Here is a 16,838-nt window from a genome sequence, read left to right on the forward strand (position 1 = left end):
TCCTGCTCCAACCGTATTTCGAACTTTATCGACATCTGCGATCCTCGTTCAAACAGCTGCTGAGGCTCACCATGCGTCCGGTGTCCCTGCTCTTCTCTGCCGCTTCGAGAAACGCGATGACTTCAAGCGTCTCCTCTGCCGGAAGAACGGTTCGCCGCTCGGTAAACATGATCATCACCTGCTCCAACAGGCTGGCATACCACGGCTTATCCGATGCCCCGGCATCGATAAATCGGCTGCCTTCACTTCGATGGATTAACGCCGTGAACCGGCCGGTGCCCCTCCGGCTCCCGCGCACCGTTCCGATGCGGCCATCCTCCCAGACGCCGGTGATCAGCTCTTCGGTCTCCGTAGAGACCGCGGTGACCTCCTTGGCGCCCCTCCCCATCACGGCATACAGCATCTCGACGGCATGAATGCCGTACCAGAAATAGTGGGACTGGGTCGGCTGCACATCCATCGGCCCTGATACGTCTGCGCCCAGAATGCTGCCGCGGCCTTCTCCGGCAAGCTCCTTGGCGAGCGCATCCGCATAGCGGAGCGAGGAGGAGCTCATCAGCGGCACGCCGGCGCCGGATGCCGCGGCGAAGATTTCCTTCGCCTCATCCGTGCGCAGCGCCAGCGGCTTGTCGATGAATACCGGCTTGCCGTAAGAAGCGATCGAGCGGAACTGCCGGAGGTGTACCCGCCCATCTGCCGACAGCAGAAGGACGGCGTCACAAGCGGCAGCCACCTCTTCCGGCGTATTCAGAATCGCGACGCCGAATTGCTCCTTGATCTCCTTCGTGAAGCCGTCCACCCGGCCGGCGCTAAGCGGAAAGTCCGGCGATCCTCCGGGGAACGCAGCCGTAACCCGGCCGCCCGGAATATGGTACGGGTGCCCGGGATCGTTCAGCAGCCGGGTAAACGCAACCGCGTGGGACGTATCCAGTCCGATAATGCCGATATTCAACTGCGTCATATCCGGTTACTCCCCCTTCCCTTTTGCACCCTTCTCGCGCAGCTTCTTGCCTTCCTTCCCGTAGAGGTCCTTTAAAATTTTCTTGCCGGTCGGCGTCTGTGCAAGCCCGCCCTTTGCGGTCTCCCGGTGCTTGGCTGGCATAGCCGTGCCGACCTCCAGCATGACATCGATCACTTCATCCGACGGGATGACGCTTCGAACGCCGGCCAGCGCCATATCCGACGCCGCCAGCGCCGTAACCGCGCCGAAGCCGTTGCGGACGATGCACGGAATCTCCACCAGACCGCCGACAGGGTCGCAGATGAGACCCAGCGAGTTCTTCAGTGCAAGCCCTACCGCATGGACCGCCTGCTCCGGCGTGCCGCCACGAAGCTCCGTCAATGCGCCGGCGGCCATGCCGATCGCAGAGCCTACTTCGGCCTGACATCCGCCCTCGGCGCCCGAAATGAATGAATTGTTCGCTATGACATATCCGATGGCGCCTGCACTGAACAGCCCCATGACCAGATGATCGTCATCCCAGCCAAATCGCTGCTGCGCGCTGACGAACACGCCGGGGATGATGCCGCATGAGCCGGCGGTTGGCGTAGCCACGATCCGCCCCATGGACGCGTTCACTTCCGATACGGACAGCGCATAAGCGAGCGCTGTGCACGCATCCGTGCCGAGCGCCGGCACGCCCGTTGACAAATATTCATGAACCCGGACGGCATCGCCCCCGGTCAAGCCGCTCTTCGACGGAACCGGCTCATGAATGCCCCGGTGAACCGCCTCTTTCATAATGCCGTAATAATCGGCCATTTGCTTGAATGTCTCTTCCCGGCTTTTGCCGGTTTCCTTGATCTGCTCCTGCAGCATCAGCTGCCCGATCGTCACTTGATCCTTCTCGCAGTAGGCAATGATGTCCTTCAATGTGGAAAATTTCATGACGCCGCCTCCTCTGTCGTCAAATCCGCGAACACGACGCGATGCACGCCCGGCAGGCCCTCGATATGCTTCATCAGCTCCTGCGGAACCGCCTCGTCCGATTCGACGACGGTCAGAGCATCACCGCCTCGTCCCTTGCGATCCACATCCATATAGGCGATATTAACGCCTCCGCCCTCGAGCAGGCGGGTGATATGCGCCACCATGCCCGGCGTATCGTCATGAAAGACCAGCAGCACCGGATAGTTGGTCGTGAACTTGACGTCAAAGCCGTTCACCCGCAGCATCTCAACGCTCCCTCCGCCTATGGAAGCGCCTACAATGCGATCTTCGCGCTCTCCGCTGATTAGTCTCAGCTCCACCGTATTCGGATGGAAAGCGACATTCTGCGCCGTCTTGAAGGTCAGCTTCATGCCTGCCGCCTCGGCCAGCTCAATCGAGCTTCGGATGCGCATATCGTCCGTGGCAAAATCCAGCAGTCCGCCGACGACGGCCAGGTCCGTGCCGTGACCGCGGTAGGTATCGGCAAAGGAGCCGTAAAATACAATTTCCGCCTGGTCGGGGAACGCGCCGAATATGCGCCGCGCAGCCCTTCCGATCCGGACGGCCCCGGCGGTGTGGGAGCTCGACGGCCCCACCATACTCGGCCCGATAATTGAAAACACATCTTTAAACCGCATGCGCGATTCCCCACTTTCGACTATTCTGCCCTCATTGTATCAGTCCGAAAGCCATTCTTCCAAGTGCTCGCGAATAAAGTCGTCGTCATTCAGATGCGGATAATCACGATAGACCCGATCAATTTCCTCGGCCTGTCCCGGTGACAGCGTCTCATGCGGATTCAGGCACCAGGTGCCCTTCAGCAGCCCTTGGCGCCGGAGAACCTCGTGAATTCCCGGGATGCATCCGGCGAACCCATGCGCGGGGTCAAAGAAAGCCGCATTGCAATCCGTAATCTCGACATTGCGCGTCAGCCATTCCTTGGAGAGGCTTCCGGCTTTTCTCGCCTCCTTGATTTCCTCCAGCAGCTCGACCGCTTTCTGCGTCCAAACAGCCCAGTGGCCGAGCAGTCCGCCGACGATCCCCTTCTCTACAGCAACCCCGTCGACCTGAAAACGGTACGTGGTCAGCAGATCGTTCACGATATTATCGTCATTGCCGGTATACAGCGCGATCTCGTCCCGGCGGCTGGAGTAGCAGACGGCACGAACGACATCGATCGTCTGGTACCGGTTAAACGGCGCCATCTTGATGGCCACGACGTTCGGAATTTCGGCAAAAGCCCGCCAGAAATCGAAGGAGAAGATCTTTCCGCCGACCGATGGCTGAAGGTAGAAGCCGATAACCGGCATTTTAGCGGCGATCGCCTCGGTCCGCTTCAGGATGTCTGTCTCGCTCCAGCCGTCAAGACCGCCCATGCTGAGCAGCACCGCATCATAACCGAGCCTTCTGGCGGTCTCCGTCTCCTTGAGCGCTTGCGGAGTCGGTCCGCAGACGCCCGCGACCAGGATGAACGGACGCTCAAGCTTGGCCTTGCCGATTTCTTCGGCCGCAAGCCGCAGCACCGGCTCGTACAGATCAATGCCGGGCTCGCGAATTTCGAACTGGGTCGAATGCACGCCGACCGCAATGCCGCCGGCACCGGATGCCGCATAGTAACGGGATAAGGCCCGCTGACGACGTTCGTCCAGCTTACGGTTCTCGTCCAAGGCGAGGGGGTGAGCCGGAATGACGAGCCCTTGATGGAGGGCCGCTAATTTTTCGGGCGCCAATTGCAAGGTGGTGGTTGTCAGTCCGCTCATTTAGAATTTCCCCTTTCTCTCTTGGAAGTGTGTCGGCTTGTTCCAGCTTTCGCCGCCAGCCTGTACCCATGCTGCGGTCCAGTCGATCATCTGCAGCAGGGATACCTTCGGATAGCCGAACAGCTGGTGCGACTTCGACGCGTTATTCAGCAGCGCCGTTTCGGATTCCGTGCCGATAAACTGCGCCTCTTTCCCCATCCGTTTGGCCAGTTCCTGTGCCGCCCAGCGGATCGACATCGTCTCCGGTCCGGTAATGTTAATGATTTCGGGCGGAGTGCTGCAATGCAAGAGAGATCGGAGCGCCATCGCGTTGGCATCCCCCTGCCATATAATATTCGCGTGCCCCATCGCCAGGTGAATCGGGCGGTCCTCATGGATGGCCTTGGCCAGCTCATGCAGTACGCCGTACCGCATATCGATCGCGTAGTTGAGACGGTATATGGCCATCGGCGTTCCATTCTGATGGGAGAAATATTCAAAGACCCGCTCCCGGCCCAGGCAGGACTGCGCGTACTCGCCGATCGGCTCCGGCGCAACCGATTCGTCCACACCGCCGCTCCCTACCGGGGAGAAGGGGTACACATTCCCCGACGAGAACACCACGATCCTCGATTGCTTGAACTTCTCAGCCACCCGCCCAGGCAAATACGAATTCATTGCCCAGGTGAAATACTCGCGGCCGGTCGTGCCGAACTTATTCCCGGCCATATAAATGACGTTCGGGGCCTCCGGCAGCTGCTGCAGCTCCCCATCGTTCAGCAGGTCGCACGAGATCGTGTGGACGCCCGCTTCCTCCAGTTCGCGTCTAGCCTCCTGGTTCGAGAACCGGGACACGCCAATGATCCGTTTGCCCCCGCCTCCTTCGCGAACAGCGTTCGCCGCCAGTCTCGCAAGGCTCGGACCCATCTTCCCACCGACGCCCAGTACCACAATATCTCCATCCAATGACGCCAGATCGGCGACCAGCTGTTCCGAAGGCTCAGCCAGCTTCGCTTCTAGTTCTTCAACGGTCAACATCATTCCATCTCCTCCTCGTATTGATTCCCTTTCATCATACGGGGGACATTATATAAAGACAAATCTTTAAATCGTCTTTAAATGAATGGATGTTAGGGCAAGCACGCAAAATGTTTCTGCAATCGCTGTAGGTTTCAGATTTCTTGACGGTATAGAACCTGGCACAGTAGAAATCTGAAACCAAAGGCGACTGCCTGCATCGTATTCTTAAGTTTAACTCTTGCCGTTATTAGTCTTTCCTTTCGTTTTCCTCGTCCTGTGGGCCTTCCGGATGCCCTTCCTCAAACGTCGGCCCGTTATTGAGCAGCTTTCGCTTTTGTGCAGCCTCTTCCCGTTTCCGCTGCCCCGATTTTCGAACCAGCCAAAGGATGAGCAGAACGAGGGCCGCGATGACCAAGACGGGAAGCGAGCCGGAAAGGATGACGATCATCCATTGGACGATGATGGTGATCACGTCGATGCTGCCCTGAAAGGCTTCGGAGACCCGCTGGCCGAGCGGCGCCTGGGCGGCGGAGGATTTGGGATCATCCTTTTTTTGCGGCGTCTCGTAAAGCCTGATTTCTACGGTGGAATAAGACACGTTTTGGTCAATGTACCGCATCCGGCCCTTCATCTGCTCGATTTCTGATTGAATGCGCTCCAGCTCGTTGGCAAAAGCAACAAGGTCGGTCGTTTTGGTCGCCTTCTTCATGAAGGCTACGTACTGCTCCTCCATGATTTGCTTGGCCTTGAGCCTGGATTCCAGATCGACATATTCCTCGGTCGCGTCCTGCCCCTCGATGCTTCGCTGCAGGTTTTCATGCGCAATGTTCTCCAAACGGTTTAAGAAGGAGGAGAAGCCGTTTGCAGGAACCTTCACAATAAACGTGCCGCCTCTTTCGCTGCTGGACTGGGTTTCGCTGAAATTCACGATATAGCCGCCTGAAAGCGTCACGATGTTGCGGACTTCCGACTGCGCTTTGCCATAATCCTGAATCTCCATCACGATATTCGCTTTGTACATCAGCTTTTTGTTAAGCCCGTTTGACAGATCCTGCGAATTAATGCCCGCGCCGGAAGTCTGAGCAGACGATGGCATATTCGGAAGCTCGGGATCCGCCGATGCCGGTTCCTCGGCATTGTGACCGCTTTTCACCGACGTTACGTTTTTCGCCGACGCACCTCCGTCTGTGTTTGAAGCCCGATCCGCCGAGGCTGATTGCGATTCGGCTTCCGGGGCTCCTCCGGCGCTTTCGCTTTTGCCTTGAGAACCCGATGAGCAGCCGCTGACCAGCAACACGATAAGCATCAACGCAGCAATCCATGAACTCCGCTTTCTCATCCTTTAGCCCCCCTGTAGATGGATATTTTCCATTTTATCTACTAACGGTTCCATCATATGGAAGGTTGCGGGCGTGCTAAAAGAAATTATCCAAGCGGAGTCTTACGGCTCGCAATATGCCGCGGTTATCCCCTTAACTCCGCATATTGCGCTCGGCGATTCGGCTTAGAACACCATCTTAGCCCCACCTGCTCCAATTCACTTTTGATGATGTAGCCCATCGCCAAAAGCGCCTCCTCCGTCGCATAACGGAAGAGGCGCCTGTTCTCAGAGCAATTCCACAGAGCTATTCCAAAAACGTAAACCTGAATATCTGCCTCGGTCTTCCCCGGGGCACCTTCTCGATCCCCGAGATCTCGACCAGGCCGTGGTCGGTCCACAGCTGCAGCAGCCGATGCGCGCTCCGCACCGTAATATCCAGCAGATGCGCAAGCTCATGGACCTTGTACTCATACTTGCCGGAGCGGGCCCGCTGGTTCAGCAGCTTGCTCAAATACGCGCTTGTCATCCCCGCATCCTCCGCCCGCTTGATCAAGGCCGGATCCGTCACGGAGAGCACCTCCTGCACCGGATCGGCCATCTCCAGCGGACCGATCAGCGTTCCGTCCTCCCGGACGATGAAGCAGGCGTTGCCGCCGACCTCCTTCGCCTTCCGCATCGCGATGCGGGCATTCGTCCCCGCCATGCTGGCCGATCTGCCAAAGCCCATCCCGATGCTCAGCGAGATCCCGTGGGTCTTATTCACGTCCTTGGCCAGCGGAATCGTCTTATACCCGCCGCTCTCCCGCTCAAAGATCCCCCGTGTCGTAAAAAACAAATATTCATCCCCGCCCAGATGGGTCAAATACCCGTCGAGCGATTCCACATAATCCAGCACCATCCGGTGGATATCGAGCTTCAGCTTCTGCACCTCGTGCTCATTGCTGCGGCGAAGCGCCTGGGCTCCGAAATCATCGACATTGATCATGCCGACAACGATTTGCCCTTCCCGGCTTCGGCGGGATGCCGTAGATAACAATGCCCGCTCCAGCGACACCACGATATCCTGATCCGAGGGAAGCAGCCATTCATGCGGAATACCAAGGGCCGCCAGCTCCCTGGCGACCGATTCGACGCCGGTAAGCGCAATGGAGCATGCACCCGATTCGTACTGGGCTTGGTGGAAGGCGGTTATGTGCTGCTTAGGGGCATATGCCGGCCCATCGTATACGACGGCCCGTACCGAAGGGATGCGTAAATCCTTCAGCGTGCGCACAACCATCGTTTCCGTCAGCGTATCCACGGATATTCCGCCCGCAAGCTCCCCCTTCTGGCTGGCTGAAAACAACGCTTTATACAAGCCGGCATCGGTGACCGGCACATAATGAACGGGGATTGCCAAGCGCCCGCTCTCCTTTACCTTCCGCTGCGACAACGGATCGGAGAGGAACAATACCTCCACCCCATCACTGATTCGTTGAGCCAAGGCAGGCGCTTCATCTTCTTCCTGAAATACCAGTGGCACCGGGTCGAAGGACGGGAAGGTGTCCATGATCTTCATGATTTTATCGACAATGGTCTGCGTCCCAATGACTCCGATGCGAATTTGCTGAACCTGCAGCCGGCTGCTCTCACTCACGATCCTTCACTCCCGTTGTTTTCGGTTTGCACCGGCGATTCGAGTTAATCAAGCCGGCATGGTTACCTAAATCATACCTGCTATCGAAAATTTGGCAAGTGAAGAAGCCAAAGTGAATCCATCTCCCAGCATGATGGGATCGAATGAAGCATTGCACATGGAATACAAAAAGGAGCACTCAGTACTACGCGACTTCAAGCAAATGATCATAAAAACGCTGACCCCCATCCCGGTCGATTCAGACCGAAAGATGAAGCGGTCAGCGTTTGCTCGTTAGTCCGTATAATCCTCCTCATGCAGCACAAACTGGGCAATGTTCTTGCTGTGATCCCCGATGCGTTCCAGATTGCTCAGGATATCCAAATACACCGCACCTGAGCTGCCGGTACATAAATTCTGATTCAAGCGCTGGATATGACTCTTGCGGAAACGTGCTTCCATCTCATCCAATTCGCGCTCATAATCAAGCACCTGCTGCGCAGCCTCGGCGTCGTTATGCTCAAGGGCGGAAATTGCGCGCTCGACGGCCTTATCGGCAACTGCAAGCATCTCCTTCAACTCGCGTCCTGCAAGCTCGGAAAACTCGACCTTGTTATTGATGCTGAATTCCGACAGCTCTACGATATTCTCCGCATGGTCGCCGATTCGCTCAATATCATTCACGGTCTGCAGCCAACCGCTAGCCTTCTCCGACTCCTGTGCCGGCAAGCCATTCGACTGATGAATTCTTACCATGTAATCGGTAATCTTCCGATTCAGCTCATTAATGAGCTGCTCCTTCTGCAGCGCAAGCGAAGCCGACTTGCTGTCTTTGGTGAAGAAAAAGACGGCCGCATCCTCCAGCGTCTCGCGGGCATACCGCCCCATCCGTACAATTTCATGCTGGGCTTGTCCGAGGGCAACGGCAGGCGTCGCCAGCAGGCGCTCATCCAGATACATCGGCCTGAACTCGATTTCCTGCATTTTTCCTGGAACGACTCTGGTTACGATCCAGGCAAGCACCGGAATCAGCGGCAAGAAGATCAGCGTGTTGGTCGTATTGAAGATGCCGTGCGCATAAGCAATCTGCATCCGGATGTTGACACCCTCGCCAAGCCAAAGGACGAGATCGCGAACGGGCGCCAAGAAGATCATGAAAATGATGGATCCTACGACGTTAAATATGACGTGTACCAATGCGGTTCGTTTCGCGGCAACTGAAGCGCCGATCGAGGCCAGCACAGCCGTAATGGTCGTCCCGATATTATCGCCGAACAGAATCGGCAACGCTCCCTGCAAGCCGATCATCCCTTCATCGGCGATCGTCTGCAGAATTCCGATGGTCGCGCTGGAGCTTTGCACGATAACCGTAAATACGACGCCAACCAGGAGCGCCAAGAACGGCTGGTCCTTCATTTGAACCATGAAATCTATGAAGACCGGGAGCTCCCTAAGCGGCTTCAGCCCCCCGCTCATGGTGGACAATCCCAGAAACAGCGCGCCGAAACCGAATACGATCTGACCCATGTATTGAAACTTTTTCTTATTAAAGAAAAATAAAAAGATCGCTCCGACTGCAATAATAGGCAGGGCATACTCCTCGATTTTGATACCGACAATAAATGCGGTCATGGTTGTGCCGATATTCGCCCCCATCACAACCCCGATCGCTTGCCTTAGCGTCATTAGCCCGGCATTCACGAGCCCGATGGCCATCACCGTTGTTCCGGATGAGGATTGAATCAGAATCGTAACACCGATGCCAACCAATACCCCGAGCACCGGGTTGGACGTATATTTCGCCAGCAGCCCTCGCATTTTGTCACCTGCGGATTTCTGAAGCCCGTCCGACATGTATTTAATGCCGAACAGAAATATTCCAAGCCCCCCTACAAATTTGAACAGGATCTCCTGCCAATCCAAGAATAAGTCCCCCTTTAGACTGTATAATCAAGCTGAAGGGATTAGCAAAGCCCTGAATCCCCCTGATAATTTAACATAGAATCGCATGATTATACATCTATCTAATAGTTTACATATCCTGAATCGGCAGTCCGATTTCGACCAATGTTCCTTTCCCAGCTTCGCTTCGAATGGTCATCGTCCCGTCGTGGGTTTCAAGAATCCGGTGAACGATCATCATCCCGAGGCCATTCCCTTCGGGCTTCGTTGTATGAAACGGCTCCACGATCCGGGAAAGCACATCCTCCGTCATGCCGGTGCCGTTATCGGTAAAGGTAATCCGCTGATACCCTTCCCATACATCCAAACAAACATGAATATGGCCGCCGTAAGGCAGTGCCTCCATTGCATTTTTCAAAATATTCAGGAACACCTGCTTGATCTGATTCCGGTCGCAGCGGATGGTGGCGCTCTGCTCAAGGGTGCGGGTTATTTCAATGTCATTCAAATCGGTCTGAATTTCGAACAGCTGGAGCACTTCCTCCAAAATTCCGCCGCAATCCTCAAGCTTGAACACCGTCGCCTGGGGCTTGCCCAATATCATAAATTCCCCCACGATGAGGTTGGCCCGTTCCAGCTCGGACATCATCAAATCATAATGGCGCAGGTTATTGTCCCGATGTGCCAGCTGCAGCAGCCCTTTGACCGTTGTTAGCGGATTGCGGACTTCATGGGCAATGCTCACGGCCACCTGTCCGGCAAAGACCAGCTTCTCCGTATTGCGAAGCACTTCCTCCGTTCGCTTCATCTCCGTAATGTCTCGCAGGGTGCCGATCACGCGGATGAGGTTGCCCTCCCGGTCGTAGACCGGCTGCACGTCCAGCATATAGTGATGAATATCCCCGCCAAGCTCCATGGTCAGCTCGGCGCCGATGCAGGATTCCCCCTTGTGAATGACCTGCTCATAATACCGGCTGATCGGAGGAATCTCAAATATCGGCCGGCTCACATAGTTCGAACGGTCACCATCATCCGGACAGAGCAGCCTTAAGCTGCAGTCGTTCATCTTCAGAATCCGCCCGCTGTCGTCGGTAATGATGACGCCGTGGTACTTTGTATCCATGAGCACCTGATTCAGAGTCTGAAGCTGGGTGTTCTGCTTCCGGGTAAACATTTCGCGCTCGAGCGAATCCGCCATTGTGCAGAGCAACGCAAGCAGGTGAGGATGCTCGTGCTCAATATCGGTCATGAGGGAGAGCGTGCCTAGAATCCTTGAGCCATCTTCGCCCCGGAAAGGAGCGGAATAACAGGCCATCCGCTGGAGAATGTGATGATAGTGATCTTCTCCGACTAACCGGAACGGGCGCTTGTGCCGGAGGCACAGATGAACCGAGCTCGGGCCGTTATGCTCGTTATACCCGAGCCCTTCTCCGATTCCCAGTTCTCTCACCGTTTCGATAATGGCAGGATCCCCTGCAAGATCAAGCACGTACCCGTCATCATCCGTAAGCGTAATGATGACCGGATTGCCTGAGCCGGAGGAGAGAAATTTCCGAACGAACATCTGCGTAACTTCGATATATTCCTTATATTTTTCACGCCTTGCGGCTAATGCCTCGGGATCCAATCGATCAGGATGAGATGGAAGAAACGCCGGATTCATCCCTTTATCTTTGCACTGCTGTTTAGCATCCTGTATAATCTCCCGATCTGTGATTTCACCGTATTGATTCTCCACAAGCGTGTACCCCTTTATATTACGTTTCATCTATTTAAGAATTGCTCTTTAATACAATCAGAGGGCTCGACACAGACCCTGCGGCCTGCCCTCTGCCTCATATATCTAACATTATCATACCATAACAGCTTGTCTCCGCCCTTGGCTTTTTTTGGCCGTTTGGGTTCGATCGCCATGAGCCGGATGTCGGATAAGGAACTAAGATATAAGTTCATGAAAAAAAGCGGCGCAGGATTAACCTGCACCGCCATACTATTCAAGCCGTAATTCGTTTACGGTAAGCCTGGATCTGCCGTGTTGCCATTTACCTGGAACCGAAGCATTCTGCCTTCTTGGAGCCTACTGGTTCAGCAGAAATTCCTCGCCTGCGATTCCCGGGGAGGTCATGTGATACGGATCCAAAATAACCTCGACCTGCTCCTCCGTCAACAGACCCTGCTCCAGAATGATCTCCCGGATGCTCTGGCCCGTCTTCTGTGCTTCCTTCACCAAGCGGGACGCCACATCGTAACCCAAATGCGGATTCAATGCGGTAATGATGCCGTAGCTGGTATCAACGAAGTGCTTGCAGCGTTCCTTATTGGCCTGCAGGTCAACCACCAGGTTCTTATAGAACACGTCCATTCCGTTTCTCAAAATTTTAAGGGAATGCATCAAATTGTTCGCCGCTACCGGAACCATGACATTAAGCTCGAACTGTCCCGCTTCGCAAGCCAGACTGATCGTATGGTCGTTTCCGATCACCTGGAAGGCGATCTGGTTCATTACTTCGGCCATCACCGGATTAACCTTACCCGGCATAATGGAAGAGCCCGGCTGTCTTGCCGGCACATTCAGCTCATTCAACCCGGCTTTCGGCCCTGAGGCCATTAAGCGGATGTCGTTGCACATTTTCGAAATATTCACGGCGCATACCTTCAAGGCAGCCGAGAGCTCCATATAAGCATCGGTATTCTGGGTAGCATCGACGAGGTCCTCGGCCTGTTTCAAGGTGAATCCCGTCTGTTCAACCAAATGCTTAACCACGCTGTCCATATAAGCCGGCGTTGCATTCAGTCCTGTTCCAACAGCTGTCGCCCCCATGTTCACGACGAGCAGCCCTTGCGCAGCCCGATCAATCCGGGCGATATCCCGGCTGAGCACGTTGGCGTACGCCCCGAACTCCTGCCCCATCCGAATCGGAACGGCATCCTGCAGATGCGTGCGTCCCATCTTGATCACATCATCGAACTCCCGGGCCTTCGCCCGAATACCATCCACCAGCGTCCGGAATACCGCGAGCAGCTCCTGCGCCAGGCGGTAAGAGGCAATGCGGATCGCGGTCGGAATGGCGTCATTCGTGGACTGCGACATATTGACATGATTGTTAGGATTGCAGTAAAAGTATTCCGCCTTCTGCTTCCCTAGAAGCTCCAGCGCACGATTCGCCAAAACCTCATTCATATTCATATTAATCGAGGTGCCTGCTCCGCCTTGAATCGAATCCACGATGAATTCCGAACGGAGATTGCCTACGATAATTTCATCTGCTGCTTCCACAATGGCTTGGCCGATCTTTTTCGGCAGAAACCCAAGCTCCATATTGGCCAGTGCTGCCGCCTTCTTCACTTCCCCAAGCGCGGAGATCAGCTCTGCGTGGATCGGCACGCCGCTTATCGGAAAGTTCTCAACCGCTCTGACGGTATTAATGCCGTAATAAGCTTCAGCCGGAAGCTGTTTTTCCCCCAGAAAATCTTTTTCAACCCGAAATTGCATACCCATGGACAATCACCATCGCCTTTTCTTTTTTTGTAAAATGCAGGGAACCTGCTATCATCCATCATGCCCGGATATATATAGAATTCTGCTTGAAACGGGAAAATCCTCTAACTCCCTCCTCTATAGTTTACGTCCGATGTCAGGGAAGAATGATCATTTTGTGCGGATGCGCCAGCAATCACCTGTCTGAAGACAGTCTTTAAGGGAGAAGGAAGGGCGATCCATCGAGATTGGCCCAGCAGAAGCTACTCACGGGCATTCTCTTCCCGGCCGAATCCATCGAATGCTTCCATTAATCGGTGCAGTACTTGCTCCCAATGCGCCTTCATTTGCTCCCTCGCGTACAGATCCTTCAGTTTCTCCTGATGGAAGCTGATCGTCGTGCCTCCCTGCTTGGTTGGCAGAAGGCGAATCTGCAGGGTCGAGGGGGCGCTCCAGCCGGCCCGCTGCCATGACATCCGAAGCTGGTGCAGCGGCTTGACGACGCGCAATTCCCCATGGTTTCCCTCTCTAGTCGCAAAAGCCGTTCCCCGGACAAGCTCCAGCGACTCGACCTCACCCAGCCACAGCGACAATCCATGGGGTGAAGTCAGCAAGCGCCATGCCTCCTCCTGCGTTGCCGGTAACGTTCTGCGGACCCCGACCTGAAATCCGGCAGCTGCGGTCAAGCCGACCGGCTTCTGCCCGGAGCGTGTATTAAGAGACTCTTTCATAAGCAAATCCCTCCTTTTTTCATTCTTGCCTTTTATCTTTAGTTTTAGTTAGTGCTAACTATCTATTACTTGTAAAAAAACATCGTTTTTACGAGCTTTTTCCTGTACCGTTGGCGTAAATTTCGGGGCACGAGGCTGGCTCTCACGGCCTCATGGCCTTTGCGAACAGCGAGATCCCGTTCTCTAGAAGCTCCGGCATACTCCCGTCGGTAATCGGATCCGCTTCGAACAAGCTGCTCATGAATGCCCCGTAATTCATCCACATGAACGACAACGCCGCCGCTTCCGAGTCGGTTCGCGCTGCCCTCCCCTCGCGCTGCATCTGATCGAAATATTCCGTCAGCAGCTCCTTGAGCAGCCTCGGGTGTCGTTGTGCCTGGTCCCTAAGCGGCTTTAGCTCAGGCTCCTGCAGCACGATGCGGATCATCTTCCGGTTGCGGTTCATGCTGTCCTGGTATCGCCGGCTGATGAGCAGCAGGTCGCTCTCCAAATCCGAGACCAGCTCTTCGTCAAACACACGCTTCATTTCCCCGGCGTAATAAAAGCGCTCGATTGCTGTCTCCAGCAGATTCTGCTTGCTTCCGAAGTTGCGGAACAGCGTCATTTCGCTAACCTCCGCGGCTGATGCGATTTCCTTCGTCGATACTCCCTTGTATCCCTTCAAGGCCATCAGATCGATTGCCGTAAGCAGCAGTCTGTCTTTGTTACTCATCGATTCACTACTACGCTTCACCCCAAGCATCCTCTCCATTTCAATTGTTAGTGTTCACTATCATCGTGTATGCATTTTAGCCCATTGCACTCCGATTGTCAATAGATGGTAATCGGGCGTGCGGATCCGCTTACTCCACGCGCCCTCAATCTCCGCTCAGATCAAAATGCATGCTTTAGCGGCTATCCGTTACCTCCCAAGGGCCGTTCGTATCAGCAACCTGGTCCCTAAGCGGCTTCAGCTCAGGCTCCTGCAGCACGATACGGAGGGAATCCGAGCGTGATAACTGCGCCCCCCTCCGTGCGGTTAGCAGCCATGATCAGCCCCCCGCAGCGCTCGACAATCGCCCGTGCGATGGCCAAGCCGAGACCGGATTCCCCGTTCTTCCCCTTTACGAACCGGTGGAAGAGATATGGAAGGAGCTCCTCGGCGATTCCCTCCCCGTCATCGGAGACGGACAGCACCACCCGTCCCTTCTCAATGCCTGCCTGGATGTAAATATGCTTACTGGCGTGCCTTGCGCCATTAGTGACGATGTTCAGAAGAGCCTGCAGCAGCTTATCGCGGTCCGCATATACGATTAATGTTTCGTTCTCTGCATAGGAAAGATGCACGGACAGCCCCTTCTTGACGAGGACCGGATTGATCCTCTCGACGGCTTCTTCCACCAGCTCTTTCAGGTGGACGGGAGCCGCCTGAAAAATATCCTCCTCACTGTCCAGCTTCGCCAGCAGGGTCATTTCAGTTACGATATTTTTCATTCGGCTGCTTTCGCTCATGATGATGTCCAACCCCTTGCGGATATCCTCCCCTTCGAACACGCCATCCCGGATGCCTTCCGCATATCCGGAGATCGACATGAGCGGCGACTTCAGCTCATGGGAGGCATTCTGAAAAAATTGCTTCTGCACATGGTTATACCGCTCCAGCTCGTTCGCCATTTCATGGACGGCTTCCGCCACAATGCCGATTTCCCCCGGAGCGCCCACTCGCCGGACCTCCGAGAACTGACGCTCCTTCACCTTCTTCAGCTCTTCCCGAAGCAGCATGAGCGGCTTGATCAGCTTTTTCGTTATAAACAGACTTAGGGTCAGCATCATGACCGCCCCGGCGCCGAAGACGAGCAGCAGCCGTCCCAGCAGCGCCTGCTCGATCGCCTTGATCTTGCTGATCGGCGTGATCAGCGTAAGCGTGCCTTGAGGCACCGAGGTGACCTCCGTAAGGAAGAGGTCATCTTTGAGTATCTGCCGGACCGTTAGGCCTTTGGTTATCCCGACAGATTGGTACTCGTCACCATCGACCCGGACAGCTTCAGCCGGGACTGCCGCAGGAAGCGGCGTGGAGCTGACCACATTTCCCTGGGTGTCCGTAATGACGGCAGACATGCCGACGATCGGATAAGAGGAAATCCCGCTCGCCATTGCCAAAGGGGCCTCTTCAATCGGAATCTGCCTCTTGGCCGCGCTGACCAATGTCTCCGTTATTTGGGCTCCTATAGACTGCATGTCCTTCCGCTGCGTTCCGATGAAATGATCCAGAAGTACATAATGAATGATCACCGCCGTCACCGACAGGACGGCGATCAGCGATATCGCAAACGCCAGATTGATCTGATGCACCAGCTTCATGGCAATATCTCCCCTCCTTCGGTCCGCATTCGGTATCCGTGCCCCCAAATCGCCTCGATCGGCAGCTGCTCCACTTTCTTCCGCAGACGTTTGATCAGATGATCGACCGCACGGTCGCTGCCGAAATAATCATCCCCCCATACGGAGGTCAGCAGCTCGTCCCGCGTAAATGCGCGATTCGGGTGCTCGGCGAACACCCGGAGCATCTCGAACTCTTTGTTGGTCATATCTACTTCAGCTCCGTCCCAAAATACGCGCCGCTCATCCGGCAGCAGCCGGAGACGGCCGTTCGTAATGGCGGCAGATGCGGACGGCGCAAGCTGCGAAGCTCCGCCTGCATGATGGAATTTATACCACCGGCTCAGCTGCCGCTTGATGCGGGCTACCAGTTCGCGGGGGCTGAACGGCTTCACCATGTAATCGTCGCTGCCGAGCTCGAGCCCCAGGATTTTGTCCACTTCGCTGTCCTTGGCGGAAATCATGATGATCGGCACTTCAGCTTCGGTACGAATTCGCCGGCACAGCTCGAAGCCGTCCATGCCAGGAAGCATAATGTCGAGCACCCACATATCCGGCGGATTCGTCCGCCACAGCTCCCAAGCCTCCTCAGCAGTTCCAAGACCGACCGTCCTGTAGTTTTCCTTACGCAAGTAGGCCTCCACTAAGTTACGGATATGTTGGTCATCGTCAACGACCGCAATCAGCACATTTGCATTCATTTCATGTACCTCCGGGCTTTATCTTCTCCCAGTATACCAAGCG

General features: G+C 55.3%; 14 protein-coding genes. All 14 read right to left on the reverse strand.

Annotated elements, in window-relative coordinates; genetic code table 11:
* Positions 1 to 25: 25 nt before the first annotated feature.
* The 14 genes from NSQ46_RS27865 to NSQ46_RS27930 all read right to left on the reverse strand — a co-directional run bounded on the left by NSQ46_RS27865 (position 26) and on the right by NSQ46_RS27930 (position 16,795).
* The gene (locus NSQ46_RS27865) at positions 26 to 961 is read right to left on the reverse strand and encodes a Gfo/Idh/MocA family oxidoreductase (protein WP_251536090.1); all 936 of its coding nucleotides are present in this window, start codon (positions 959 to 961) and stop codon (positions 26 to 28) included.
* A 6-nt stretch (positions 962 to 967) separates the two neighbouring features.
* Positions 968 to 1,888: an L-serine ammonia-lyase, iron-sulfur-dependent, subunit alpha gene (gene sdaAA, locus NSQ46_RS27870; protein WP_028406196.1), complete on the reverse strand. Its 921-nt coding sequence runs from the start codon at positions 1,886 to 1,888 to the stop codon at positions 968 to 970.
* Entirely contained in the window at positions 1,885 to 2,568 is a 684-nt protein-coding gene (gene sdaAB / locus NSQ46_RS27875) for an L-serine ammonia-lyase, iron-sulfur-dependent subunit beta (protein ID WP_007130600.1), read from the reverse strand. Before sdaAB ends, sdaAA begins: the two co-directional genes overlap by 4 nt.
* Before the next feature lie 39 nt (positions 2,569 to 2,607).
* Positions 2,608 to 3,690: a dihydrodipicolinate synthase family protein gene (locus NSQ46_RS27880; protein WP_028406197.1), complete on the reverse strand. Its 1,083-nt coding sequence runs from the start codon at positions 3,688 to 3,690 to the stop codon at positions 2,608 to 2,610.
* Positions 3,691 to 4,707, reverse strand: a complete 1,017-nt coding sequence (locus tag NSQ46_RS27885) for an NAD(P)-dependent oxidoreductase (protein WP_028406198.1) — start codon at positions 4,705 to 4,707, stop codon at positions 3,691 to 3,693.
* A gap of 229 nt (positions 4,708 to 4,936) precedes the next feature.
* Positions 4,937 to 6,028: a DUF4349 domain-containing protein gene (locus NSQ46_RS27890; protein ID WP_342575531.1), complete on the reverse strand. Its 1,092-nt coding sequence runs from the start codon at positions 6,026 to 6,028 to the stop codon at positions 4,937 to 4,939.
* 286 nt (positions 6,029 to 6,314) lie between these two features.
* Positions 6,315 to 7,646, reverse strand: coding sequence for a hypothetical protein (locus tag NSQ46_RS27895; protein WP_342575533.1), 1,332 nt, complete (start codon positions 7,644 to 7,646; stop codon positions 6,315 to 6,317).
* A 273-nt stretch (positions 7,647 to 7,919) separates the two neighbouring features.
* On the reverse strand, positions 7,920 to 9,548 hold the full coding sequence (locus NSQ46_RS27900; protein WP_342575535.1) for a Na/Pi cotransporter family protein: 1,629 nt from the start codon (positions 9,546 to 9,548) through the stop codon (positions 7,920 to 7,922).
* A 109-nt stretch (positions 9,549 to 9,657) separates the two neighbouring features.
* Positions 9,658 to 11,295 carry an ATP-binding protein gene (locus NSQ46_RS27905; RefSeq protein WP_342575537.1) on the reverse strand — a complete coding sequence of 546 codons (1,638 nt, stop codon included), beginning with the start codon at positions 11,293 to 11,295 and terminating at the stop codon, positions 9,658 to 9,660.
* A 309-nt stretch (positions 11,296 to 11,604) separates the two neighbouring features.
* Entirely contained in the window at positions 11,605 to 13,026 is a 1,422-nt protein-coding gene (locus NSQ46_RS27910; RefSeq protein WP_342575538.1) for an aspartate ammonia-lyase, read from the reverse strand.
* 242 nt (positions 13,027 to 13,268) lie between these two features.
* Positions 13,269 to 13,736 carry an SRPBCC domain-containing protein gene (locus NSQ46_RS27915; protein ID WP_342575539.1) on the reverse strand — a complete coding sequence of 156 codons (468 nt, stop codon included), beginning with the start codon at positions 13,734 to 13,736 and terminating at the stop codon, positions 13,269 to 13,271.
* A gap of 142 nt (positions 13,737 to 13,878) precedes the next feature.
* Positions 13,879 to 14,469 (reverse strand): TetR/AcrR family transcriptional regulator, encoded by a 591-nt coding sequence (locus tag NSQ46_RS27920; protein WP_342575541.1) that lies wholly within the window; start codon positions 14,467 to 14,469, stop codon positions 13,879 to 13,881.
* 221 nt (positions 14,470 to 14,690) lie between these two features.
* Positions 14,691 to 16,076, reverse strand: a complete 1,386-nt coding sequence (locus NSQ46_RS27925) for a HAMP domain-containing sensor histidine kinase (RefSeq protein ID WP_251536096.1) — start codon at positions 16,074 to 16,076, stop codon at positions 14,691 to 14,693.
* Complete coding sequence (locus tag NSQ46_RS27930; RefSeq protein ID WP_251536098.1) at positions 16,073 to 16,795, reverse strand: response regulator transcription factor; 723 nt, start codon at positions 16,793 to 16,795, stop codon at positions 16,073 to 16,075. The genes NSQ46_RS27925 and NSQ46_RS27930 overlap by 4 nt, the downstream gene beginning before the upstream one ends.
* Positions 16,796 to 16,838: the final 43 nt, after the last annotated feature.

The sequence above is a fragment of the Paenibacillus sp. FSL M8-0142 genome, assembly GCF_038597315.1.
GTDB lineage: Bacteria > Bacillota > Bacilli > Paenibacillales > Paenibacillaceae > Paenibacillus_AQ > Paenibacillus_AQ lactis.